The sequence below is a fragment of the Pseudomonas sp. USHLN015 genome, assembly GCF_037153275.1.
In the GTDB taxonomy this organism is placed as follows: Bacteria; Pseudomonadota; Gammaproteobacteria; order Pseudomonadales; family Pseudomonadaceae; genus Metapseudomonas; species Metapseudomonas tohonis.
Map to the genome: position 1 here is coordinate 95057 of NZ_JBBCKP010000018.1, position 23143 is coordinate 118199.

General features: G+C 67.4%; 22 protein-coding genes. 10 read left to right on the forward strand and 12 right to left on the reverse strand.

Annotated elements, in window-relative coordinates; genetic code table 11:
* Window positions 1–70: 70 nt before the first annotated feature.
* The 9 genes from panC to dksA all read right to left on the reverse strand — a co-directional run bounded on the left by panC (window position 71) and on the right by dksA (window position 10452).
* A complete protein-coding gene (gene panC / locus WFQ67_RS28905) occupies window positions 71–931 on the reverse strand; it encodes a pantoate--beta-alanine ligase (protein ID WP_337058891.1) in 861 nt (286 codons plus the stop codon).
* Complete coding sequence (gene panB / locus WFQ67_RS28910) at window positions 928–1728, reverse strand: 3-methyl-2-oxobutanoate hydroxymethyltransferase (protein ID WP_173179166.1); 801 nt, start codon at window positions 1726–1728, stop codon at window positions 928–930. The genes panC and panB overlap by 4 nt, the downstream gene beginning before the upstream one ends.
* Window positions 1729–1831: 103 nt before the next feature.
* Entirely contained in the window at window positions 1832–2344 is a 513-nt protein-coding gene (folK, locus tag WFQ67_RS28915; RefSeq protein WP_213626327.1) for a 2-amino-4-hydroxy-6-hydroxymethyldihydropteridine diphosphokinase, read from the reverse strand.
* Between the two features lie 2 nt (window positions 2345–2346).
* Window positions 2347–3747, reverse strand: coding sequence for a polynucleotide adenylyltransferase PcnB (locus WFQ67_RS28920; RefSeq protein ID WP_263151257.1), 1401 nt, complete (start codon window positions 3745–3747; stop codon window positions 2347–2349).
* A 682-nt stretch (window positions 3748–4429) separates the two neighbouring features.
* On the reverse strand, window positions 4430–5854 hold the full coding sequence (locus WFQ67_RS28925; RefSeq protein ID WP_337058892.1) for a sigma-54-dependent transcriptional regulator: 1425 nt from the start codon (window positions 5852–5854) through the stop codon (window positions 4430–4432).
* A 23-nt stretch (window positions 5855–5877) separates the two neighbouring features.
* Window positions 5878–8832 carry a sensor histidine kinase gene (locus WFQ67_RS28930; protein ID WP_111260141.1) on the reverse strand — a complete coding sequence of 985 codons (2955 nt, stop codon included), beginning with the start codon at window positions 8830–8832 and terminating at the stop codon, window positions 5878–5880.
* Window positions 8816–8992: a hypothetical protein gene (locus WFQ67_RS28935; protein ID WP_003095129.1), complete on the reverse strand. Its 177-nt coding sequence runs from the start codon at window positions 8990–8992 to the stop codon at window positions 8816–8818. Before WFQ67_RS28935 ends, WFQ67_RS28930 begins: the two co-directional genes overlap by 17 nt.
* A gap of 71 nt (window positions 8993–9063) precedes the next feature.
* Window positions 9064–9954 (reverse strand): tRNA glutamyl-Q(34) synthetase GluQRS, encoded by an 891-nt coding sequence (gluQRS, locus tag WFQ67_RS28940; protein ID WP_337058893.1) that lies wholly within the window; start codon window positions 9952–9954, stop codon window positions 9064–9066.
* A gap of 54 nt (window positions 9955–10008) precedes the next feature.
* Window positions 10009–10452, reverse strand: a complete 444-nt coding sequence (gene dksA / locus WFQ67_RS28945) for an RNA polymerase-binding protein DksA (protein ID WP_173179178.1) — start codon at window positions 10450–10452, stop codon at window positions 10009–10011.
* 192 nt (window positions 10453–10644) lie between these two features.
* Between dksA and WFQ67_RS28950 the strand changes: the two genes are divergently transcribed.
* Together WFQ67_RS28950 and sfsA are read left to right on the forward strand one after the other, a co-directional pair.
* Window positions 10645–11826, forward strand: a complete 1182-nt coding sequence (locus tag WFQ67_RS28950) for a pyridoxal phosphate-dependent aminotransferase (RefSeq protein WP_337058894.1) — start codon at window positions 10645–10647, stop codon at window positions 11824–11826.
* A complete protein-coding gene (gene sfsA, locus WFQ67_RS28955) occupies window positions 11823–12530 on the forward strand; it encodes a DNA/RNA nuclease SfsA (protein ID WP_337058895.1) in 708 nt (235 codons plus the stop codon). The genes WFQ67_RS28950 and sfsA overlap by 4 nt, the downstream gene beginning before the upstream one ends.
* Here the strand turns inward: sfsA and WFQ67_RS28960 are convergent.
* Window positions 12527–12844: a Rieske (2Fe-2S) protein gene (locus WFQ67_RS28960; RefSeq protein WP_213626322.1), complete on the reverse strand. Its 318-nt coding sequence runs from the start codon at window positions 12842–12844 to the stop codon at window positions 12527–12529. The two genes, sfsA and WFQ67_RS28960, sit on opposite strands and share 4 nt — an antisense overlap.
* Window positions 12845–12923: 79 nt before the next feature.
* Window positions 12924–15116 (reverse strand): TonB-dependent hemoglobin/transferrin/lactoferrin family receptor, encoded by a 2193-nt coding sequence (locus WFQ67_RS28965; protein WP_173179186.1) that lies wholly within the window; start codon window positions 15114–15116, stop codon window positions 12924–12926.
* A 322-nt stretch (window positions 15117–15438) separates the two neighbouring features.
* On the opposite strand from WFQ67_RS28965, the gene WFQ67_RS28970 reads away from it, so the two are divergent.
* The 6 genes from WFQ67_RS28970 (at window position 15439) to WFQ67_RS28995 (ending at window position 20866) form a co-directional block, all read left to right on the forward strand.
* Complete coding sequence (locus WFQ67_RS28970; protein WP_213626321.1) at window positions 15439–16077, forward strand: energy transducer TonB; 639 nt, start codon at window positions 15439–15441, stop codon at window positions 16075–16077.
* Between the two features lie 19 nt (window positions 16078–16096).
* Entirely contained in the window at window positions 16097–17161 is a 1065-nt protein-coding gene (locus WFQ67_RS28975) for a hemin-degrading factor (RefSeq protein ID WP_213626320.1), read from the forward strand.
* Window positions 17162–17247: 86 nt separating this feature from the next.
* Window positions 17248–18147 (forward strand): heme/hemin ABC transporter substrate-binding protein, encoded by a 900-nt coding sequence (locus tag WFQ67_RS28980; RefSeq protein WP_337058896.1) that lies wholly within the window; start codon window positions 17248–17250, stop codon window positions 18145–18147.
* Window positions 18144–19181 (forward strand): FecCD family ABC transporter permease, encoded by a 1038-nt coding sequence (locus WFQ67_RS28985; protein ID WP_213626318.1) that lies wholly within the window; start codon window positions 18144–18146, stop codon window positions 19179–19181. The genes WFQ67_RS28980 and WFQ67_RS28985 overlap by 4 nt, the downstream gene beginning before the upstream one ends.
* Complete coding sequence (locus WFQ67_RS28990) at window positions 19181–19948, forward strand: heme ABC transporter ATP-binding protein (RefSeq protein WP_337058897.1); 768 nt, start codon at window positions 19181–19183, stop codon at window positions 19946–19948. The genes WFQ67_RS28985 and WFQ67_RS28990 overlap by 1 nt, the downstream gene beginning before the upstream one ends.
* A 21-nt stretch (window positions 19949–19969) precedes the next feature.
* Window positions 19970–20866 (forward strand): ChaN family lipoprotein, encoded by an 897-nt coding sequence (locus tag WFQ67_RS28995; protein ID WP_213626316.1) that lies wholly within the window; start codon window positions 19970–19972, stop codon window positions 20864–20866.
* Here WFQ67_RS28995 and aphA read toward each other — a convergent pair.
* Window positions 20860–21507: an acid phosphatase AphA gene (gene aphA, locus WFQ67_RS29000; protein ID WP_213626315.1), complete on the reverse strand. Its 648-nt coding sequence runs from the start codon at window positions 21505–21507 to the stop codon at window positions 20860–20862. The genes WFQ67_RS28995 and aphA overlap by 7 nt on opposite strands.
* A 443-nt stretch (window positions 21508–21950) precedes the next feature.
* Here aphA and WFQ67_RS29005 point away from each other — a divergent pair, with 443 nt between their 5' ends.
* Entirely contained in the window at window positions 21951–22358 is a 408-nt protein-coding gene (locus WFQ67_RS29005) for an ExbD/TolR family protein (protein WP_173179202.1), read from the forward strand.
* 4 nt (window positions 22359–22362) lie between these two features.
* Window positions 22363–23121 (forward strand): energy transducer TonB family protein, encoded by a 759-nt coding sequence (locus WFQ67_RS29010; RefSeq protein ID WP_213626314.1) that lies wholly within the window; start codon window positions 22363–22365, stop codon window positions 23119–23121.
* The last annotated feature ends 22 nt before the right edge of the window (window positions 23122–23143 follow it).

The window sequence follows — 23143 nt, forward strand, 5'->3', positions numbered from 1 at the left end:
GTCTGGGCGCTGGCGGCGGCAGAGTTTGCCCGAACCCCGAGGGGCGGGCAAGCCTTGCCGGGCGAGGGTTTCAGGCCTTTCCGTGGAGGGTGAAGGCGAGGTTGTCGATCAGCCGGGTGCTGCCCATGTAGGCCGCGGCCAGGATCACCAGGTCCTGGTCGCCGGGGCGCGCCGGGCGCAGGCTGGTGGCCTCTCGGACTTCCAGGTAGTCGGGGCGGAAACCGGCCTTCTCGAGCGCGTCGCGGCCCTGGGCTTCCAGGGTGGCGAAGTCGTCGCGACCGGCGTTCACGGAGTCGGCCAGTTGCTTGAGGGTGCGGTACAGGGCCGGCGCTGCGGCGCGTTGTTGTTCGTCCAGGTAGCCGTTGCGCGAGGAGAGGGCCAGGCCGTCCTCGGCACGGACCGTGGCTTCACCCATGACCTGGATCGGCAGGTTGAGGTCGCGGACCAGCTTGCGGATCACCGCGAGTTGCTGGAAGTCCTTCTCGCCGAACAGGGCGAGGTCCGGCTGGACCATGTTGAACAGCTTGCTGACCACGGTGGCGACGCCTTCGAAGTGACCCGGACGGCTGGCGCCGCAGAGCCCTTCGGAGACCAGGGGCACGCTGACACGGGTCTGGTCGGCCATGCCGTCGGGGTACATCTCCTCGACGTCCGGGTGGAACAGCAGGTGGCAGCCGGCAGCGACCAGTTTCTCCTGGTCGGCCTGCAGGGTGCGGGGGTACTTGGCCAGGTCTTCGCTGGGGCCGAACTGCAGCGGGTTGACGAAGATGCTGGTGACGACGAAGTCGGCGCGCTGTGCGGCTTTCTCCACCAGCGCGGCGTGGCCGGCGTGGAGGTTGCCCATGGTCGGCACCAGGCCGATGCGCTTGCCTTCGCCGCGAGCGCGAGCCACGGCGGCGCGCAGCTCGCGAACGGTCTTGACGGTGATCATGCGGAGAATCCGTGTTCGGCGGCAGGGAAGGTGACGTCCTTGACGGCCTTAACGTAGGCGGCCATGGCGGCCTGGATGCTGGCCTGGCCTTCCATGAAGTTCTTCACGAACTTGGGCGCGCGACCGGTGAGGGACAGGCCGAGCATGTCGTGCATGACCAGCACCTGGCCATCGGTGGCGCTGCCGGCACCGATGCCGATGACCGGGATCTTCACCGACTGGGTGATCTCGGCGGCGAGTTCGCTGGGGACGCATTCGAGCAGCAGCATGGCGGCGCCGGCCTGCTCCAGGGCCATGGCGTCGGCGCGCAGCTGGCGGGCCTGGGCTTCCTGGCGGCCCTGCACCTTGTAGCCACCGAGGATGTTCACCGCTTGCGGGGTGAGGCCCAGGTGCGCGCATACCGGGATGCCGCGTTCTGCCAGCAGGCGGATGGGCTCGGCCAGCCAGGCGGCGCCTTCCAGCTTCACCATGTGGGCGCCGGCCTGCATCAGGGCGGCGCTGTTGGCGAAGGTCTGTTCCAGGGTGGCGTAGGCCATGAACGGCAGGTCGGCGATGATCAGCGCGCCCTGGTTGCCGCGCTTCACGGCGGCGGTGTGGTACGCCATGTCGGCGACGCTCACCGGCAGGGTGCTGTCATGGCCTTGCAGGACCATGCCAAGGGAGTCGCCCACCAGCAGGACATCGGCACCTGCCTGGCTCGCGGCCTGGGCGAAGGTGGCGTCATAGGCTGTGAGCATGGCGATCTTCTCGCCTTTCTGCTTCAGCTCTTGAAGGGTGGTCAGGGTCACATCAGGCATGAAAACGTCCTCATCGGTACCGATTCTGCACCGGCACGGGGCAACGGGACGCTTATAGTCCCGATGGTGGGGCATGGTGTCAATTGCAGGTGTTACCGATCTGTTACGGCGTTACCGCCATGCCCGGAAGGGCCCCCGTGACCTCCAGCCCCTCGAAGGGACAGGCATCGAGAAGGGCCCGCAGGGCACGGCCGTCCGGCAGCCTGAGGTGGTCTCCGGCTATCTCCGCGAGGGGATAGAGGACGAAGGCGCGGGCGTGCATGTGGTAGTGCGGGACCTGCAGGCGCGGCAGGTCGATCGCGTGCTCGCCGAACAGCAGGATGTCCAGGTCGAGGGTGCGTGGGCCCCAGCGCTCGTCCTTGCGCACACGGCCCTGGGCGAGTTCGATCGCCTGCAGGCCGTCGAGCAGTTCCAGGGGCGCGAGTTCGGAGTCCAGGGCGGCCACGGCGTTGGCGTAGCGGGGTTGCCCGGGCGGGCCGAGCGGGTCGCTCGCATAGAGCGAGGAGACGGCAGCCAGGCGGGTGCGAGGCAGCGCGGCCATGGCCTGCAGGGCGCTGGCCAGTTGCGCGGCAGGCTCGGCGAGGTTGCTGCCGAGCCCTATATAGATACGTTCCATCATCACTCGCTGGCGGGAGCCGAACCTTCACGCGGGCCGCGCTTGCGACGGCTGCCGCCACGACGACGCTTGCGCGGTGCACCGCCGCCATCGTCCTTGCCGCTGAGGTCGCGGATCATGGCGCGGCGCTCGCTGTCGCTGGCGTCCTGGTAGTCGGTCCACCAGTCGCCCAGGCCGTCGGTTTCCTCGCCCGCGCTTTCGCGCAGCAGGAGGAAGTCGTAGCCGGCGCGGAAGCGCGGGTTCTCCAGCAGCAGGTCGGCGCGCTTGCCGCTGCGGCGCGGCAGGCGTTCCTGCATGTCCCAGATCTCGCGGATCGGGATGGTGAAGCGCTTGGGAATGGCGGTGCGCTGGCACTGCTCGAGGATCAGCCCGTGGGCCGCTTCCTGGATGGCCGGGATCGGCGGCATGCCCTTTTCCTGCAGCAGGGCCGCACGGATGGGCAGGGCCGGCCAGAGCAGCGCGGCGAAGAGGAAGGCGGGGGTGACCGGCTTGCCCAGGCGGATGCGCTCGTCGGTGTTGGCCAGGGCCTGGCGGATCAGGGCGCCGGCGTATTCCGGGTCGCGTTCCAGGGACGCCGCAGCGGCCGGGAACAGCGGGGCGAACAGGTCGTATTCCAGCAGCAGCTCGAAGGTGCGCTCGGCCTTGCCTCCGAGGAACAGCTTGAGGATCTCGTCGAACAGGCGGGCAGACGGGATGTCGCGCAGCATCGGCGCCAGGCGGCGGATGGGGGCGGCGCTGTGTTTCTCGATCTCGAAGTCGAGCTTGGCGGCGAAGCGCACGGCGCGAAGCATGCGCACCGGGTCTTCGAGGTAGCGCTGCTCGGGGTCGCCGATCAGGCGGATCAGGCGGTTGCGGATGTCGTGCACGCCGTGGGCGTAGTCGAGGATGCGCTCGGTGACCGGGTCGTAGTAGAGGGCGTTCATGGTGAAGTCGCGGCGCTGCGCGTCTTCTTCCTGGTTGCCGTAGACGTTGTCCCGCAGGATGCGGCCGCTCTCGTTGCGCGAGGACTGGTTGCTGTCTTCCTCGTCGGCACCCTGGGGGTGATTGGCACGGAAGGTCGCGGTCTCGATGATCTCGCGGCCGAAATGCACGTGGACCAGCTTGAAGCGACGGCCGATGACCCGGGCGTTGCGGAATTCGGCGCGGACCTGTTCGGGCGTGGCGCTGGTGGCCACGTCGAAGTCCTTGGGCTCCAGGTTCAGCAGCAGGTCACGCACGCAGCCACCGACCAGGTAGGCCTGGTAGCCGGCCTTCTGCAGGCGCTCGACCACATTGACGGCATTGCGGCTGATATCCGCACGTTCCAGCGAGTGCTGGCGATTGCTCAATACTTCGGGTGTGCTGCGGGGATGCTGGGAGCGGCGCAGGGGAGAGCGAAAAGACTGGATCAGCTTCTTCAGCATGGGATGCACTGTTTTGCGGAATGGACGGCCAGAATTGGACAAGACCGCACGATGGACGCGGATTCTAGCACTGGGTCGGGAGATGGTGAAGGAAGCGGCGGGGGTGTGTCAAAGCTACTGGGGGAGCCGAAGCTCCCCCCCAAATTGGTGCGTGCTTTGTTTTTATTGTTGTGTCGGGCTTGGTGTTTTTGTTGTTCGACCCGTTCCAGCAGGTTCGTGGCCTCTGGAAATGCCCTCGAATCGAGGGTCAATAGCAAACGGATTGCTTTGGACGCTGACGGTGCCATGATCATTCCGTGATCCAACCAGTTCAGGCGCTGTCTCATGACAGTTTTATTGTTCTCAGCCTGGTCGTGGGGCGAGCCCCAAAGGCAACTCCTCTCCAAAAGAATCAGTTAGCTGCGCCTCCGCGGTTTTGTTTTTGTTGTGCTGGAGTCGGTACGTCTTGTTCTTATTGTGGGGTTACACGTTTGTTATTGTTGTTGTGCCAGAGATAAAGCAGATGCCGTGCCAACTTTTGTGATTCCTTGTAAATCAAGGGTTTGCGGTGATTCGGGGTTGGCGGGCGGGTACAAAAAAGCCGGGCTTTCGTTACCTTAAGACCCGGCTTTTGTTACGAGAGATTAACGCGGTAACAAAGCGGGGAACTCCGTCCGCACCGCTCTGTCACCGGCCTCGCGCCTCAGGAGGTCGCGGCCCCCGACTTGCGGCGCGGGATTCCGAGGCGCTGGCGGCGCTCCCACAGGCACTTGCGGCTGATGCCCAGTTTTCGGGCAAGCTCGGTTTCGGTCATGTGATCCTGGTGCTCGAGCACGAAGTGCTGGAAGTAGTCCTCCAGTGACAGGTCTTCCGTGGGCTCGTGGCTGTTGCTGGCCGTCTGGACCGGGGTGTCGAGGAAGTCCTCCTCGTCCAGGTCATCCAGCTCGATGTCGATGCCCAGCAGGTCGGCCGAGATATCCGGGCTTTCGCAGAGGATCACCGCACGCTCGATGGCGTTCTCCAGTTCGCGCACGTTACCCGGCCAGGGGTAATGGCGGATGGCCTGTTCGGCGTCGTGGGCGAAGCGCAGGTCCTCACGTCCCATGCGGGTGCACTGGCGGGCGAGGAAGGCACGGGCGATTTCGATCACGTCGTTGCCGCGCTCGCGCAGGGCGGGCAGCTTCAGGGAAATCACGTGGAGACGGTAGTAGAGGTCTTCACGGAACTGGCCGGTCTTGGCCAGGGTTTTCAGGTCGCGGTGGGTCGCGGCGATCAGGCGTACATCGACCTTCTGCGACTGCACGGAACCGACACGGCGTATCTCGCCTTCCTGCAGCACGCGCAGCAGGCGCGCCTGGGCTTCGAGCGGCAGTTCGCCGATCTCGTCGAGGAACAGGGTGCCGCCATCGGCCGCCTCGACCAGGCCGGCACGCCCGGCGCTGGCGCCGGTGAACGCACCTTTCTCGTGGCCGAAGAGCTCGGATTCGATGAGGGTTTCCGGGATCGCGGCGCAGTTGACCGAGATCAGCGGGGCCTTGGCGCGGCGGGAGAGATTGTGCAGGGCGCGGGCGACCAGCTCCTTGCCGGTGCCGGATTCGCCCTGGATCAGCACGGTGGAGTCGGTGGGCGAGACCTTGCGGATCTTGCTGTAGAGCTCCTGCATCGAGGCGCAGGAACCGATGATGCCGATTTCGCCGTCGGCGGCAGCACCACCCGATGCGGCCTTTTCGGTGCCGCGCGAGTTGCCGCTGCGTTCGGCCGGGGCGCCCTTGCCTTCCTGGCGCTCCTTGAGGATGCGCGCCACGGCCTGGAGCATCTCGTCGTGGTCGAAGGGCTTGGCGATGTAGTCCACCGCGCCCATCTTCATCGAGTCGACCGCCGAGCGCAGGCTGGCGTAGCTGGTCATGATCAGGACCGGGGTGCCCTGGGCGAGCTTGATCAGCTCGGTGCCCGGGGCGCCGGGCAGGCGCAGGTCGCTGACGATCAGGTCGAAGCCGGGGATGCTGTAGCGCTCCTGGGCTTCCTGGACGGAGCCAGCTTCGCTGACCTGGTACTGGTTGCGTTCAAGCAGGCGGCGCAAGGCAGAACGGATAATGGTTTCGTCTTCGACGATGAGAATATGTGGCATTAAATTCAGCTCTCTCGACGGTCTCAGATCACAGCGGACGTCGCTTCGACAAATCGCGGCAACGTCACCCGGATTCGGGTGCCGCGCTGTTGCTCGGGGTCGGCCGGGCTTTCGATGGTGATGTGACCATAATGCTCTTCCACGATCGAATAGACCAGCGCGAGGCCCAGGCCGGTCCCCTTGCCCGGGTCCTTGGTGGTGAAGAAGGGTTCGAACAGGCGGTCCATGATCGCCTTGGGAATCCCGCTTCCTTCGTCCTCCACCACAAGGTCGACCGCGTGATCGGAGATTTCGCTCCGCACGCGTATCGCGCTGCCGGGCGGTGATGCATCCCGGGCGTTGGAAAGCAGGTTGATCAGTACCTGGGCGAGGCGTTGCGGATCGCCCTCGGCGACGTGCTCCGGATCGCAGAGGTTGAAGAACTCCACGTCGACGCTGCGCTTGTTCAGGGACAGGAGGCCGATGGCGTCCTGGGTCACGTCGGCCAGGCACACGGGTTCGGTGGCCTGCTGGCGGCCGCCGGCGTGGGCGAAGCTCATCAGCGACTGGACGATGCGCGACACGCGCTTGGTCTGCTCCAGGATCTGGCTGCTGATCTCGGTCAGCTCGCCGTCGCCCTCGCGCTCCTCGCGCAGGTTCTGCGCCAGGCAGGCGATGCCGGTGATGGGGTTGCCGATCTCGTGGGCGACACCGGCGGCGAGGCGGCCGATGGAGGCCAGGCGCTCGGAATGCACCAGCTTGTCTTCCAGCAACTGGGTGTCGGTAACGTCTTCCACCAGCAGTACCAGGCCGGTGTTACCCGGGGCGAGGGGCTCGTCGATGGCGGCCTTGTGCAGGTTCAGCGAGCGTGCCTGGCCTTCCAGTTGCAGACGCTGCTTGTGCAGGTGTTCGTCGGGCAGGTTGATGAAGCTTTCCAGCAGCCCCTTCCAGGGTTCGCTGATGGCCGAGAGGCGCGAGCCCACCACGCGCTGGGCGGGGATCTCGGTGAGCTCCTCCATCGCCCGGTTCCACATGAGGATCTCCTGGTCCTTGGCCAGCGAGCACACGCCCATCGGCAGTTCCTGCAGCGTCTGGCGGTGGTAGCGGCGCAGGGCGTCCAGCTCGGCGGCCAGGCCCGTGAGGCGCGAGTGGTAGTCCTCCAGGCGGCTCTCGATGAAGTGGATGTCCTCGGTGACGTAGCTCTCGCTGCCGGACTTGTAGGGCAGGAAGGTCTCGACCATGTCCTGGGCCACGCTCGGCCCCATCAGCCCCGAGAGGTTGGCCTCGATGCGGTCACGCAGGCGGCGCAGCGCATAGGGGCGGCGCTCGTCGAAGGGCAGGTGCAGGTCGCGCAGGGCCTGCTCCACTTCCTTCTGTGCGGTCTTCGCACCCAGCGGCTTGGCCAGTTGCGCGGAGAACTCCTGGGGCGAGCCGGCCACCAGCTCGCGGCGCTGCGGGCGGCGCACGTTGTCCACCGCGCAGGCTTCGGCGGCGCCGCGTTCCTCGGCGCTGGCGTCGGTGAACAGCGAGACCAGGGTGAAGACCAGCACGTTGGCCGCCAGGGAGGCGATCGCCGCGATGTGCCAGCTGGTGTCGTCGAGCACGTAGATGGCGTTGAACAGCGGCAGGTAGATGCCCTGCAGGTTGCCCACCAGCGGCAGCAGCATGCTGAACAGCCAGACGCCGATGCCCGCCAGCAGGCCGGCGATGAAGCCGCGGCTGTTGGCGGTCGGCCAGTAGAGGACCGACAGCGCGCCGGGAAGGAACTGCAGGGTGGCGACGAAGGCGACGATGCCCAGGTTGGAAAGATCCTGCTCGGCACCCAGCAATAGATAGAAGCCGTAGCCGGCCATGATGATGGCGACGATCAGCGCCCGGCGCGTCCATTTCAGCCAGCGGTAGATGTTGCCTTCCGACGGTGGCTGGTACAGCGGCAGCACTAGGTGGTTCAGCGCCATGCCCGACAGCGCCAGGGTCAGCACGATGATCAGGCCGCTGGCCGCCGACAGCCCGCCGACATAGGCGAGCAGGGCCAGGGCGTCGCTGTTCACGGCGATGCCCAGGCCCAGGGTGAAGTATTCCGGGTTGGTGGTGGCGCCGAGCTTGAGGCCGGCCCAGAGGATCAGCGGCACCGCCAGGCTCATCAGCAGCAGGAACAGCGGCAGGCCCCAGCTGGCGCTGACCATGGCGCGGGGGTTGAGGTTCTCGGTGAAGGTCATGTGGTACATGTGCGGCATCACGATGGCCGAGGCGAAGAACACCAGCAGCAGCGTGCGCCACGGTCCTTCCTGCAGCGGGGTGTGCAGGGTGGAGAGCGCCGCCTGGTTCTGCAGCAGCCACAGCTCCAGCTCATGGGGGCCGCCGAACACGCCATAGAGCGCATAGAGGCCGATGCCCCCCAGGGCGGTGAGCTTGACCAGCGACTCGAAGGCGATGGCGAACACCAGGCCCTCGTGCTTTTCCCGGGTGGCGATGTGGCGCGCGCCGAAGAGGATGGTGAACAGCGTGATCAGTGCGCAGAAGCCCAGGGCAACGCGGTCGTGCACCGGCTCGCGGGTGAGGATGCCGATGGAGTCCGCCACCGCCTGGATCTGCAGCGCCAGCAGCGGCAGCACGCCCACGAGCATGAACAGCGTGGTCAGCGAGCCGGCCCAGGTGCTGCGGAAGCGGAAGGCGAAGAGGTCCGCCAGCGAGGACAGCTGGTAGGTGCGGGTGATGCGCAGGATGGGGTAGAGCAGCACCGGTGCGAGGAGGAAGGCGCCGGAAATGCCCAGGTAGCTGGCGAGGAAGCCGTAGCCGTACTGGTAGGCCAGCCCGACCGTGCCATAGAAGGCCCAGGCGCTGGCGTAGACACCCAGCGACAGGGTGTAGGTCAGCGGGTGGCGGACGATGCGCCGAGGCACGAAGCCGCGATCGCTGAGCCAGGCGACGCCGAACAGGGTGAACAGGTAAGCCGCGCTGATGAGGATCAGCTGGCTCAGGCTAAAGCTCGTCAGCATCGCGTTGGCTCTGGAGGATGAAAGTGACCACGATCAGGATCAGCCAGAGCAGGTAGGGGCGGTACCAGGCCCCATTGGGGTCGATCCACCAGTCCATGATGGCCGGGGAAAACAGATAGATCCCCACCACCAGGAGCAGAACCAGTCGGTAGATATACATGCCGCATCTCGCATCGGGAGTGCGGCGATGGTAGCGAATGACCGGTGCGGGTGCGAGGGGAGAGATGGCCCCTAGCGCAGCTGCGCTTCGGCCAGTGTGCGGCTGCCGGGGATGCGCGTGGCGTCCCAGTTGGCGATGCCCCAGTCGAGCACCACGCGCGGGGTGGCGTCGGCGAGTTGCGCCGGTGGGCGCTGGCCGAGTGCACGCAGGGCGCGGTCGAGCAGCGGGCCGGCCTGGTCGGCTGGCAGCGGCGGGGAACGATAGGACTTGCCCAGCTTGTGCCCGTCAGGCTGGATGATCAGCGGCACGTGCAGGTAGCGCGGTTGCGGCAGTCCCAGCAGTTCCTGCAGGTAGAGCTGGCGCGGCGTGGAGTCGAGCAGGTCGGCGCCGCGCACCACATCGGTCATGCCTTGCCAGGCGTCATCCAGCACCACGGCCAGCTGGTAGGCGTAGAGACCGTCGCGACGGCGGATGACGAAGTCGCCCACCTCGCGCCCCAGGTGCTGGCGGAACTCGCCCTGCACGCGGTCGGTGAAACCGTAGATCAGCTCCGGCACGCGCAGGCGTATCGCGGCGTCATGCCGGGGGTGCAGCGCATTGCGGCAGAAACCGGGGTAGACCCCCTGGTGGCCTTCGAGCTGCTTGCGCGAACAGGTGCAGGCGTAGGCCAGGCCCTGGTCGAAGAGGCGGTCGAGCACCTGGGCGTAGGCATCGTGGCGATCGCTCTGGCGCAGGCATTCGCCGTCCCACTCGAAGCCGTAGGTTTCCAGGGTGCGCAGGATCGCGTCCTGGGCGCCGGGTACCTCGCGCGGCGGGTCGAGGTCCTCCATGCGCAGCAGCCAGCGGCCACCGACCGAGCGGGCATCGAGGTAGGAGGCGAGGGCGGCGACGAGGGAGCCGAAATGCAGAAAGCCGCTGGGCGTCGGGGCGAAGCGGCCGATGTAGGTGGGAGAAGAACTCATTGGAGTGCGGGCCTGCAGAAACGAAACGGGGCGCCGTAGCGCCCCGTTCTGGGATCAGGAACCGAGTTGCTTTTCCTTGATCTCCGCCAGCGTCTTGCAGTCGATGCAGAGCGTGGCGGTGGGGCGTGCCTCGAGACGACGGATACCGATCTCGACGCCGCAGGAGTCGCACCAGCCGTAGTCGTTGTCTTCGATCAGTTGCAGGGTCTCGTCGATCTTCTTGATCAGCTTGCGCTCGCGATCGCGTGCACGCAGTTCCAGGCTGAACTCTTCTTCCTGGCTGGCGCGGTCGGCCGGGTCGGGGAAGTTGGCGGCTTCGTCCTGCATGTGGTGCACGGTACGATCCACTTCCTCCATCAGTTCGAGCTTCCACTTGTTGAGGATGCTGGTGAAGTGAGCGCGCATGCGGTCGCTCATGTACTCCTCACCCTTGGTTTCCTGGTAAGGCTCGAAACCACGGATCAGTTGGCTGCTCTGTTGCTTTGCTTTGGTGGGCATGAATGGCCGCCTCTCACTTTCTCTAATCCATTGCGCAGGTTCTGGTCCATCGCCGGTAACCCGGCCCTGCGACTGCAAGCGGGCGAACTTACCAGATCGACTCCGGGCACGCTACTCCCAGTTATCGTGGTTGCTGCAGCCTTCCCGGACCATTCGGTAGAATCCGCTCTTTGCGTTAATAAAGGAAGGCCGATGGCCCAGTCATACAGTGCACGCAGCCGTGCCATAGAACCCTTCCACGTGATGGCCCTGCTGGCCCGCGCCAACGAGTTGCAGGCGCAGGGGCACGACGTCATCCACCTGGAGATCGGCGAGCCGGACTTCAGCACCGCCGCCCCCATCGTCCAGGCCGGGCAGGCCGCCCTGGCCGCCGGCCACACGCGCTATACGGCCGCGCGCGGCCTGCCCCAGCTGCGCAGTGCCATCTCCGGGTTCTACGGCGATCGCTACGACCTGGATATCGACCCCGAACGCATCCTGATTACTCCCGGCGGTTCGGGCGCTTTGTTGCTGGCCGCCAGCCTGCTGGTCGACCCGGGCCGCCACTGGCTGCTCGCCGACCCGGGCTACCCTTGCAACCGCCACTTCCTGCGCCTGGTCGAGGGCGCCGCGCAACTGGTGCCGGTCGGCCCCGAGAGCCGCTACCAGCTCACGCCGAACCTGGTGGAGCGCTACTGGGATGGCGACAGCGTGGGGGCCCTGGTCGCCTCGCCCGCCAACCCCACCGGCACGCTGCTGGGCCGTGACGAACTGGCCGGCCTCTCCGCCGCGCTGAAGGCCAAAGGTGGCCACCTGGTGGTCGACGAGATCTACCACGGCCTCACCTACGGCGTGGATGCCGCCAGCGTGCTGGAGGTGGATGACGACGCCTTCGTGCTCAACAGCTTCTCCAAGTACTTCGGCATGACCGGCTGGCGCCTCGGCTGGCTGGTGGCGCCCCCTGATGCGGTGCCCGAGCTGGAGAAGCTCGCGCAGAACCTCTACATCAGCGCTCCCTCCATGGCCCAGCACGCCGCGCTGGCCTGCTTCGAGCCCGACACCCTGGCGATACTCGAACAGCGCCGCACCGAGTTCGCCCGCCGTCGCGACTACCTGCTGCCAGCCCTGCGCGCGCTCGGCTTCCGCATCGCCGTCGAGCCCGAAGGTGCCTTCTATTTATATGCGGATGTTTCCGCCTTCACCCAGGACGCCTACGCCTTCTGCCGGCACTTCATCGAGACCGAGCACGTGGCCTTCACCCCCGGCCTGGATTTCGGGCGCCACCTGGCCAACCAGCACGTGCGCTTCGCCTACACCCAGAGCCTGCCGCGCCTGGAGGAAGCGGTGCAGCGCATCGCCCGCGGGCTCAAGACCTGGGCGGCGCTGGCGGGATGAGATTCGACCCGCCCCTGGAGCAGGCCCGACTGCTGCGCCGCTACAAGCGCTTCCTCGCCGACATCGAGACCCTCGACGGCGAGCAGTTGACCATCCACTGCCCGAACACCGGCTCGATGCTCAACTGCATGAGCGAAGGGTGCCGCGTATGGTTCAGCCGCTCCAACGATCCCAGGCGCAAGCTCCCCGGCACCTGGGAAATCACCGAGACGCCCCAGGGCCGGCTGGCCTGTGTGAACACCGCGCGGGCCAACGCCCTGGTCGAGGAAGCCCTGCGTGCCGGGCTCATCCCCGAGCTGGCCGGCTTCACCGCACTCAAGCGCGAGGTCGCCTACGGCGTGGAGAACAGCCGTGCCGACTTCCGCCTGGACTACCCGAGCGGCGAGGTGTTCGTGGAGGTGAAGAGCGTGACCCTGGGCTTCGACGGCACCGCCGTAGCGGCCTTCCCCGACGCCGTCACCGTGCGTGGCAGCAAGCACCTGCGCGAGCTGGCGGCGCTGGCGCGCCAGGGCATGCGCGCGGTGCAGTTCTACTGCGTCAACCTTTCCGGTATCGACGCCGTGCGCGCAGCGGTGGAGATCGACCCCGCCTATGCCGCCGCCCTGGCCGACGCCAAGGCCGCCGGGGTGGAGGTGCTCGCCTATGGCGCCGAGGTCAGTCTCGAGGGCTTGGCGCTGCTGCGCAGGCTCGAGGTGATCGGTTAGGCGAGCAGCCAGATGCCGCGATCGTCCTCGCGGCAGTCGAGCGGTCGCAGGGACTCCCCGGCGCAAGGCCCGGCCACGCACTCACCCGAGTCGATGAGAAACAGCGCACCGTGGGTGGCGCACTGGATCAGGCTGCCGCTGTCGTCGAGAAAACGGTCCGGCTGCCATTCCAGGGGAATGCCCCGGTGTGGGCAGCGGTTTTCATAGGCATGGACCCGGCCCTCCCGGCGCACCAGCAGCAGCTTCAGGTCATCGATCAGAAAGCCCCGGCTCTGGCCTTCGGCCAACTCGTCGGGGCGGCATAGCAGGATCATCGGCGTCTCCACGGCAGGCGGGCATTATCCCGTGCCGCCGTGGATTGCCAAGAGGGTGCGCGTCCCTGCGCTGAAAGGCTCAGATCTCCCAGATCAGGTTGACCGCCGCATGGCGGCCGGGCTGGGTGTAGCGCTGCAGGCTGGGGCTGTTCTCGGTCAGCCCGCGCACATCGCCCCACTGCCAGTAGTCCTTGTCGGTGAGGTTGAACAGGCCGGCGTTGACCGAGAACGCCTCGGTGACCTGCCACCAGCCGTTCAGGTCCAGCAGACCATAGCCCGAGGGCTGGTACTGGCCAGCGGTCTGGGTGCGGTCGATGCGCTCCTTGGCCGCCACCAGGGTCCAGCTCAGGTCACCGCCGAACTTGCCGTTGGGCTGCGCATAACCCAGGCCGAAGACGCCCTTGAGCGGGTCGACGCTGTTGATCGGCTGGCCGGTGCCCTCGTCCTTGCCGCGTGCGTAGGCGACCGAGCTCATGGCGCGCCAGCCGGCCGGCATGCCGAGCTTGTCGAGAAAGAGCTCGCCCTTGGCCTCGAAGCCGCGGATGGTCACCCGGTCGCGGTTGACGTACTGGAACTCGCCGAAGGGGAAGCCCGGCACGCTGGAGGGGCGGGACACCTGCTCGATGAAGTCGTCGTAGCGGTTGTAGAACAGCGCGGCGCCGAAGCTGCCGATCTCGTACTTGCCGCGCAGGCCCAGCTCGAAGCTGTCGCTGGTCTCGGCCTTGAGGTTGGTGTTGGCCAGGGTGCGGTACATGCCCGGGTTGACGAACTCGCCGAAGATCTCGATCGCCTGCGGGGCGCGGAAGCCGGCGGCGTACTGGCCGTAGACGCTGTGCTGGTCGTCGACCTGGTAGGTCACGCCGAACTTGGGCGATACGGCCGAGTCGGTGAAGTCGCTCGGGCTGGCGTCGGTCGCCTGGCTGTTGAGGTAACGCGTGGTGGCGTGGGGCTTCATCGCGTAGTAGTCGTAGCGCAGGCCCGGCAGCAGGGTCCAGCGGCCGATCTCGATGTTGTCCTGGATGAAGGCCGCGTACTCGCTGGTGGTCGGGTCCGGGAAGTCGCTGGTCGGCAGCACCGGTGTGTTGACCCCGGTGGCGATGACGGTCTCGCCGCCTTCGCGCAGGTCGGCGTTCTTCAGGCGCTTGAGGTCGGTGCCGTAGACCAGGGTGTGCTGGCTGTCGGCGATGCTGAAGGACTTGTCCAGCTTGGTGTTGAGCACCCAGAGCTTCTCCTCGTAGTGGGAGTCGCGGGTGCGCAAGCGAGGCGAGCCGCTGACGACACGGTTCTCGTAGGTGCGCTGGCGGGTCTGGCTGTCCTGGTAGCTGAGCTGGTTCTGCAGGTTGTCCGCCAGCGGGCTGTCCAGCTGCAGGGTGTGCAGCAGCGAATAGCGCTCGCGGTCGACGCTGTCGCGCGCGTCCTGGGTGCGGATGGTGGCGGTGTTGCTGTAGTTGCTCAGCACCCGGGTGTCGGTGTCGTCCTGGTAGCGCTCGTAGGTCAGCTGCAGGCGCTGGCCCTCGGCGTAGTTCCAGCCGAGCTTGGTGAGCAGGTTGTCGGTGGTGTAGTCGAGCGGGTTGGCTTTCTCGCGGGTCGCGCCGATGCCGCCGGTGCCACCCTGGGTATCCAGGGCCTGGCCGGTACGGCGGCCGATGTGCACCAGGCCGTCGAGGTCGCCCTGGCGGGCGGCGAGGGTGGTGCTGCGCAGCCAGCTGTCGTCGGAGCCGTCGTAGCCGGTCTTCAGGCGGGCGTAGGCGTCATCGCCTTCGTCCAGGTAGTCCGCCGCATCCTTGGTGAGGAAGCTCACCGCACCGCCGATGGCATCGCTGCCGTACAGCGAGCTGGCCGGGCCGCGGATGATCTCCACCTGCTTGAGGGTGTCCGGGTCCACGTAGTCGCGCTGCGCACTGAGGAAGCCGCCGAAGGAGAAGGTATCCGGCATGCTCACGCCGTCCACCTGCGTCAGCACGCGGTTGCCGCCGATGCCCCGGATGGTGAAGCCGGACAGGCCGAAGCGGCTGCCTGTCCCGCCGACCGACACGCCCGGCTCGTAGCGCACCAGGTCCTGGATGTTCTTCACGTTCTTCTGGTCGATCTCGCGTTCGGTCATCACCGACACCGTGTTCGGCACTTCATCGAGGGTCTGCTCGCTACGGGTGGCGGTCACGGTGACGGTGTCGAACTGGGTCGCGGTCCTTTCCGCTGCCAGGGCGATGGAGGGCGACAGAAGCAGCAGGGCCAGCCAGGGGCGGCGGGCGAAGGGGGGGCGAAGCGGCATGGATGGACTCCCGGGTTCAAGGCGCAACCAGGGACCGGCCAGGCACTTCTGGGGTGGCTACCAGCCACGGGCGTCATGCCACGGGTGCCTTTGCGGAGGGTCATCCCGACCATCGCTTTTCGCCGGCCTCTCTGGTGATCGCAGATTGGCATCGGCGCAAAACATAATGACGTTGACAGACAAATGCAAACAATTATCAAATGGATTTGCATTTAGATAATTGGGGCGGAAAATGCCACGTCTTCCACTTTGCCTCGCCCTGTCGCTCGTCGCGCATGCGGGGCTCGCATGGCTCCTGCACGACCTGCGGGCGGAGCCGGCCATGGCCCAGGGAGAGCCCCGGGCGGAGGTGGTGCACCTGGTCGGTCTCGTCGAGCCTGCAGCGGCCGCGGCCGAGCCGGTGGTGCTCGCGGCACCGCCGCCCCGCAAGGTGGAACCGAAGAGCAGCCCCGTCGTGGAAGCCAGGCCCGTTGCCGTCAAGCCGCGCCAGGCGAGCCCGGAAGCGCCCGTCGCCAAGCTCGTCCGCAGCGAGCCCAGGCCGCAGCCGCGCCCGCAACCTCGGCCCGGCACCGCGCCGAGCGTGGCGAAGGCCGCAGCGCCGGCGCCCAGCACAGCCCCGCCGGCGCTGGCGAGCCAGCCGGTCGCCGTCGCCGCCAGGCTGCCGAAGGCCGAGGTGGTCAGTGACCAGCCGTCCTTCCTCGTTCCGCCCAGGCCGCCGATCTACCCGGCCCAGGCGCGCCGACGCAACCAGCAGGGCGTGGTCCTGGTGGAGGTGCGCCTGGATGAGCGCGGCGGGTTGCGTGACATGAAGTTGCTGCGCTCGTCGGGCATCGAGAGCCTCGACGAAGCGGCCATGAAGGCGGTCGCCAGCTGGCGCTTCCGTCCTGAGGTCCAGGACGGCGAGCCGGTGCCGAGCCGCGTGAGAATACCCATTGAATTCGCCCTTACGGCGAGCCGTTGATCCTGAAGGAGTGAGACCCATGACTGCCGAGACCCAGACCGCCACTTCCGCCCCTGCGCTCTACCGGGCCTGGCAGGACCTGCGTGGCGAAGAGCCGCGCCTGCGTGCCCGCGACGCCGCCGAGCGGCTGGCCGTGAGCGAGGGCGAGCTCACCGCGAGCCGCCTGGGCGTCGACACCGTGCGCCTGCGCCCCGAGTGGGCGACCCTGCTGCCCGCCCTGGGCGAGCTGGGCCACATCATGGCGCTGACCCGCAACGAGCATTGCGTGCACGAGCGCAAGGGCGTGTACCGCGAGGTGTCGGTGATGGCCAACGGGCAGATGGGCCTGGTGGTGTCCGCCGACATCGACCTGCGCCTGTTCCTCGGTGGCTGGTCCAGCGTGTTCGCCGTGGCCGAGGAAACCCCGCGCGGCACCCAGCGCAGCATCCAGATCTTCGACAGGCAGGGCGTGGCCGTGCACAAGGTGTTCCTCACCGAGCGCAGCGAAGTCGCCGCCTGGGCGCCGCTGGTGGAGCGCTTCCGTGCCGAGGAGCAGAGCGCCGAGCTGGACCTGCAGCCGCTGCCCGTCGCCGAGCCGGTCAAACCCGATGCCGAGATCGACGTCGCCGGGCTGCGTGAAGGCTGGTCCGCCCTCAAGGACACCCACCACTTCTTCGCCCTGCTGAAGAAGCATGGCGCGGCCCGCACCCAGGCCCTGCGCCTGGCCGGCAGCGAGTGGGCCGAGCAGCTGGACACCGCCGAACTGCCGCGCCTGCTGGAGGCGGCGGGCGAGAAGCAGATCCCCATCATGGTGTTCGTCGGCAACCGCCATTGCATCCAGATCCACAGCGGCCCGGTGCAGAACCTGAAATGGATGGACACCTGGTTCAACGTGCTCGACCCCGAGTTCAACCTGCACCTGAAGACCCCGGGCGTGACCGAGCTGTGGCGCGTGCGCAAGCCCAGCAGCGACGGCGTGATCACCAGCTGGGAAGCCTTCGATGCCGAGGGCGAGCTGGTGCTGCAACTGTTCGGCGCGCGCAAGCCGGGCATCCCCGAGCGTGAGGACTGGCGCGCCCTGGCCGAGAGCGCCCCGGCGCTCTGACGCCAGGTCGGTCGCACCGCACCGATCACCGCGACGCCCCGCCGATGCCGGGGCGTCGTTCCGCCTGAATCCCGAGGAGTCCCTGAATGCGTGTCGCTGTTTCCCTTGCCGGCCTTTGCGCCGGTCTGTTCCTGAACCATGCGGCGCTGGCCGCCGATCCGTTGCCGCAACGCTGGGTGAGCGCTGGGGGCTCCCTCAGCGAATGGGTGGTGCTGCTGGGTGGCGAGAGCAAGTTGGTGGGCGTCGACACCACCAGCCTCCACCCCGCCTCGCTGAAGTCGCTGCCGAGCATCGGCTACCAGCGTCAGCTGGCCGCCGAGGGCATCCTCTCGCTGCGCCCGGACCTGCTGCTGGGCACTGAGGAAATGGGTCCGCCGCCGGTGATCGAACAGGTCAAGGCCGCCGGTGTGCGCATCGAGTCGCTGCCGTCCAGGGCCGAGCTGCCGGTGCTGGAGAAGAATCTCGGGCTGATCGGCGGCCTGCTGGGCGACGAGGCCCGCGCCCGGCGAGTCTTCGCCGACTACAGCCAGCGCTTCGAGCGGCAGGCCAGGTGGGTCGCCGAGACCCGGCGCACCCACGAGGCGCCGCGCGTCCTGCTGCTGCTCGGCCATGCCGGCAGCAGCCCCATGGCCGCCGGCAAGGACACCGCCGCCGCGTGGATCATCGAGCAGGCCGGTGGCCGGAACATCACCGATCACCTTGGCTACAAGGCCATCTCCAGCGAGGCACTGGCGGCGCTGGACCCGGACGTGGTGGTGTTCGCCGACCGCAGCCTGGAGGGTGAGGAAGCCAAGGCCGCGCTGCTCAAGCAGAACCCCGCGCTGGCCATGACCCGCGCCGGCAAGCAGGGCCGCCTGCTGCCGCTGGACCCGACCCTGCTGGTCGGCGGCCTCGGCCCGCGCCTGCCGGATGGGGTGGCCGCGCTGTCCGCGGGCTTTTATCCTCAGGCACCGGCCCTGATCGCCAATAGCCAGAACCAGCCATGACCCCAGCTGTACATTCGCGCCCCCTGTTCATCGTCCTGGGTGCCTTGCTCGCGCTCGCCCTCTGGCTGTCCCTGGCCCTCGGCCCGGTGAGCCTGCCCCTGGGCGACACCCTGCGTGCCGCCCTGCGCCTGGCGGGTATGCCGCTCGCACCCGAAGGCCTGGAACAGGCCGAGCTGATCCTCGGGCAGATCCGCCTGCCGCGCACCCTGCTGGGCCTTGCCGTCGGCGCGGTGCTGGCGCTGTCCGGCGTGGCCATGCAGGGCCTGTTCCGCAACCCGCTGGCGGACCCCGGCCTGGTCGGCGTCTCCAGCGGTGCGGCCCTGGGCGCGGCGGTGGCCATCGTCGGTGGCGCGGCCATCGGCGGGCTGTCGGAGAACATCGCACCCTACCTGCTGTCCGCCTGCGCCTTCGCCGGTGGCCTGGGGGTGACGGCGCTGGTCTACCGCCTCGGCCGTCGCGACGGGCAGACCAGCGTGGTGACCATGCTGCTCGCCGGCATCGCCCTCAACGCCCTGGCCTTCGCCTGCATCGGCCTGTTCACCTACCTCGCGGATGACGCCACCCTGCGCACGCTGACCTTCTGGAACCTGGGCAGCCTCAACGGTGCCAGCTATGCACGGCTGTGGCCGCTGCTGCTGATCACCGGGGCGGTGGCGCTGTGGTTGCCGCGTCGGGCCAGGGCCCTCAACGCGCTGCTGCTGGGCGAGTCCGAAGCGCGTCACCTGGGCTTCGAGGTGGAGAAGCTCAAGCGCGAGCTGGTGCTGTGCACGGCGCTGGGCGTCGGCGCCGCGGTGGCCGCTGCGGGCCTGATCGGCTTCATCGGCCTGGTGGTGCCGCACCTGGTGCGCCTGGTCGCGGGCCCGGACCACCGCGTCCTGCTGCCGGCCTCGGCACTGGCCGGTGCCAGCCTGCTGCTGTTCGCCGACCTGGCCGCGCGCCTGGTGCTGGCGCCGGCGGAGATGCCCATCGGCATCGTCACCGCGCTGATCGGCGCGCCCTTCTTCCTTTATCTGCTGCTGCGGGGGCGTCACTGATGCTGCGTGTCGAACAGCTGGAAGTGCACCGTGGCAGCACCGTGGTGCTGGCGGGCGTGGACCTGGAGCTGCGCCCTGGCGAGGTGCTCGGTGTGCTCGGCCCCAACGGCGCGGGCAAGAGCACCCTGCTCGGCGCGTTGAGCGGCGAGCTGGCCCTGGCCGCCGGCCATGTCGGCCTGGAGAACCGCCCGCTCGCCGAATGGACCGGCCCGCAGCGCGCCCAGCGCCTGGCAGTGCTGCCGCAGAGCTCCACCCTGAGCTTCGGCTTCCGTGTCGAGGAAGTGGTCGGCATGGGGCGCCTGCCCCACGCGACGGGGCGGGTGCGGGATGCCGAGATCATCCGTGAGGCCCTGGAGGCGGCCGATGCCGCGCACCTGGCCGGGCGCAGCTACCTCGCGCTGTCCGGCGGCGAGCGCCAGCGCGTGCACCTGGCGCGGGTGCTGGCGCAACTGTGGCCGGGCGCCCAGGGGCAGAACCTGCTGCTGGACGAGCCCACCTCGATGCTCGACCCCCTGCACCAGCACACCACCCTGCAAGCGGTGCGTGATTTCGCCGGGCGCGGCGCGGCGGTGCTGGTGATCCTCCATGACCTGAACCTGGCGGCGCGCTACTGCGACCGCCTGCTGCTGCTCTGCGACGGGCGCCCCCATGTGCTGGGCACGCCCGACGAGGTGCTGCAACCCGAGCCGCTGAAGGCCGTGTTCGGCCTCGACGTGCTGGTGCAGCGCCACCCGGAACGCGGGCATCCACTGATCGTCGCGCGCTGAACGAACCCGAGGAGTCCATCCATGCGCCTGCTTCTACTGCTCGTCATCGCTTCCCTGGCGGCTTGCCAGTCCGCCCCGCCCTTGCCGCAGTGGCAGAGCCCGGAGGCCCGCCAGCATGCCGATCTCGGTGTCATCCGCGACCTGCGCAGTGGCGAGACCCTGAGCCCCAGGCAATTGCTCGACCGCCTCGCCGAGGCGCCGCGCGTGCTGGTCGGCGAGCAGCACGACAACCCCGACCACCATGCCCTGCAGCTCTGGCTCCTGCAGGCACTTGAGAGCCGCCGCAGCCAGGGCAGCCTGCTGCTGGAGATGCTCAACCCCGACCAGCAGGCCAAGGTGGATGCGGTGCACGCACGCATCCGTTCCGGCGCCGGCGAAGGTGAGCTGGAAAGTGCGCTGGCCTGGCAGAAGAACTGGGACTGGGCGCTGTACGGCCCGATCGTCCGTCATGCGCTGCCCCGGCCTTACCCGCTGCTGGCGGCGAACCTGGATCGCAGCGAGATCATGCGCATCTATGGCGAGCAGCCGGCATTGAGTGGCCGGGCTTCGACCACGGCCACCGTCCAGGACGCCCTGCGCGAACAGATCCGCGAGTCCCATTGCGGTCTGCTGCCGGAGAACCAGTTCCCGGCCATGCTCGCCGTGCAGCAGCAACGCGACCGGCGCATGGCCGAGCGCCTGGTGGCCGCCCCGCAACCGGCGCTGCTGTTCGCCGGGGCCTTCCACGTACGCCGCGACCTGGGCGTGCCGCTGCACCTGGCCGATCTCGGTGCGGGGGAGGGCAGTGCGGTGTTGATCCTCGCCGAGGCCGGCAAGACCGTGGAGCCGGGGAGTGCCGACTACGTCTGGTACACCGCCGCGCTGCCGGCCAGGGATCACTGCGCCGAGCTGCGCGAGCAGATGAAGGCGGCTCAGTGATCCGAGTCGATGATCACTTCCTCGCCCAGCGCGCCGTTCTCCGGTAGCGGCTGGTTGGTCGAGGAGGCGGCGCGCATCACCCGCACGCCACGGATGCCGGCGTCCCGCGCCGAGCGGATGTCGCTGTCCGAATCGCCGTAGTAGAGCGCGATGCCCTGCTGGCGGATGAATGCGGCCTTCTCCGGGCCGGACGAGAAGATCACCGGGTTCATCGCCTTGATGGCGAAGGTCTGCTGGAGGATCTCGCTGAGCTTCTCCCCGGGCGTGCTCGGCCGGCCGGTGATGAAGAAGATACGGTCGCCGCGGGCCTGGTGCAGCTCGATCAGCCTGCGCCCGACCTCCTTGGGCAGCGAGTAGCGGTCGCAACCGCCGTTGGTTTCCTGCCAGAAGCGCATGTCGTGCAGGTAGGCGTCGCTGCCTGGCGAGTACTTCTGCTTGCCGTGGTAGAAGCAGGGGCTGGAAAACAGCAGCGTGTCGTCGATATCGAAACCGACGCTGATGGGCGTGCGCCCCGACAGGCTCTCGCCTATCTCCTCGACCGAAACCCAGTGCACCTCCGAAGGCAGTATTTCCCCCGCCAGCAAGGCGGCAGGGAGGGTTGTCGCTACGGCCAGGGCCAGGGCGTGGATCGTCTTGCGCATTGCGTACTCCGTCGATGGGTTGCTCGTCGGTTGGCTAGCAACCGGCATGCCGCCACGGGCCCGGAAGGGCTTCCGGCGCCGGCTGCGGCGGCCCTCATGAAACCTGACGGAGATGACAGGTTGATAAATTGTCGGACGATGTCCGTCTGATCCTGTCTGTTGAGACAACTTGGTGCGGGCTTTTCCTGGAAGTCGCCAGATTGGGGCATCCACAGGTTTGACCTGATCGACACTCAGCGGCCAGGAGCCTCTGCTGCGGGCCATGCAAATCAAACGCTTATTTCAATACTGATTGTGAAGTCAGTTTCTGGCACGCTCCGTGCTGTCATCAAAGCGTTACATGAACTCGCCATCATTCGCGCCAATCCTGCGTTGATGGTCAGGATCAAATGAGGGCAGGTTGCGGCCGCCCTTCGCTGATGACTGTGGGAGGTTGTGTCCTCATGCGTAGCTGGGACGTTGCGAAGAAGAAGAAGGCCCACATCGAGATCATCCCGATGATCGATGTGATGATGTTCCTGCTGGTGTTTTTCGTGCTGGTGAGTCTCAACGTGATTCCCGCCGTGGGCATCAAGACCCAGTTGCCGACGGCTGCCCATGCCCAGCAACTGAAACCGCAGAACAAGGCGGTGATCACCCTGGGGCTTGACGAGAAGCTGCAACTCGATGGCCAGGATGTGAGCGAGAACCTGCTGGTCGAACAATTGAAGTCGCTGGAAAGTTCGGCCGAGAAGTTGGTCATCATCATCAACAGCGACCAGGGCGTGGAAGTGAAACGCCTGGTGGCGGTGATGGACCTGCTCAAGGGCAATGGCTTCTCTTCCGTTTCCATCGCCACGCGCAAATCCTGACGCCATGTTTCCTATCTATAGAACTCGCAAGTTCATTGCGTGTGTGCCGGCGGCTTGCCTGCTGCTCGTATTCGTTTATTCCGCCAGTTCGCAGAGCCTGCAGATGAAACCCAGGTACGACGACAGCGCCGTGGAAGTCGCGCTGGTGGACCCGGCCGACTTCCTGCCGCCTCCACCCGAGCCGGAACCCCTGGTGGAAGCGCCGCCGCCGGAACCCGAGCCGCTGCCCGAACCCGAGGTCGAGGAGCCGGTGGTGATCGAGCCGCCGAAGCCCAAGCCCGTTCCCAAGCCGGTGCCCAAGCCTGTGGTGAAGCAGGTCGAGAAGCCCAGGCCGCAGGTGGTCAAGCAGGAGCCCAAGCCCGCGCCGCCCGTGGTGGCCAAGGCCGCACCGGCCCCGACGCCCGCGCCGGCCCCGGTAAGCGTGCCGGTGGCACCGCCGCAGCCGCGCGTCGACAGCGCGGCACTGGAGGGCGTGTACACCGCCGCCCTGCGCAAGGAGTTGGAGAAGTACAAGCAATACCCGCGTGGTCGCGAGGCGTCGTTGCAGCGCCCCGAAGGCAACGTGGTGGTCTGGCTGTTGGTGGACCGAGTGGGGAATGTCCTGGATGCGGGCATTGAAAGCAAGGCAACGAACATGTTGCTGAACAAGGCTGCACAAACAAGTTTGCGTCGATTGGAAAAAGTTTCGCCGTTCCCGAGCGAAGCCTTCCAGGGAAAAGACAAACAGCGATTTACCGCGACCTTTAGTTACAACGTCGAGTGATCAAGTACCCATAACTAATCAA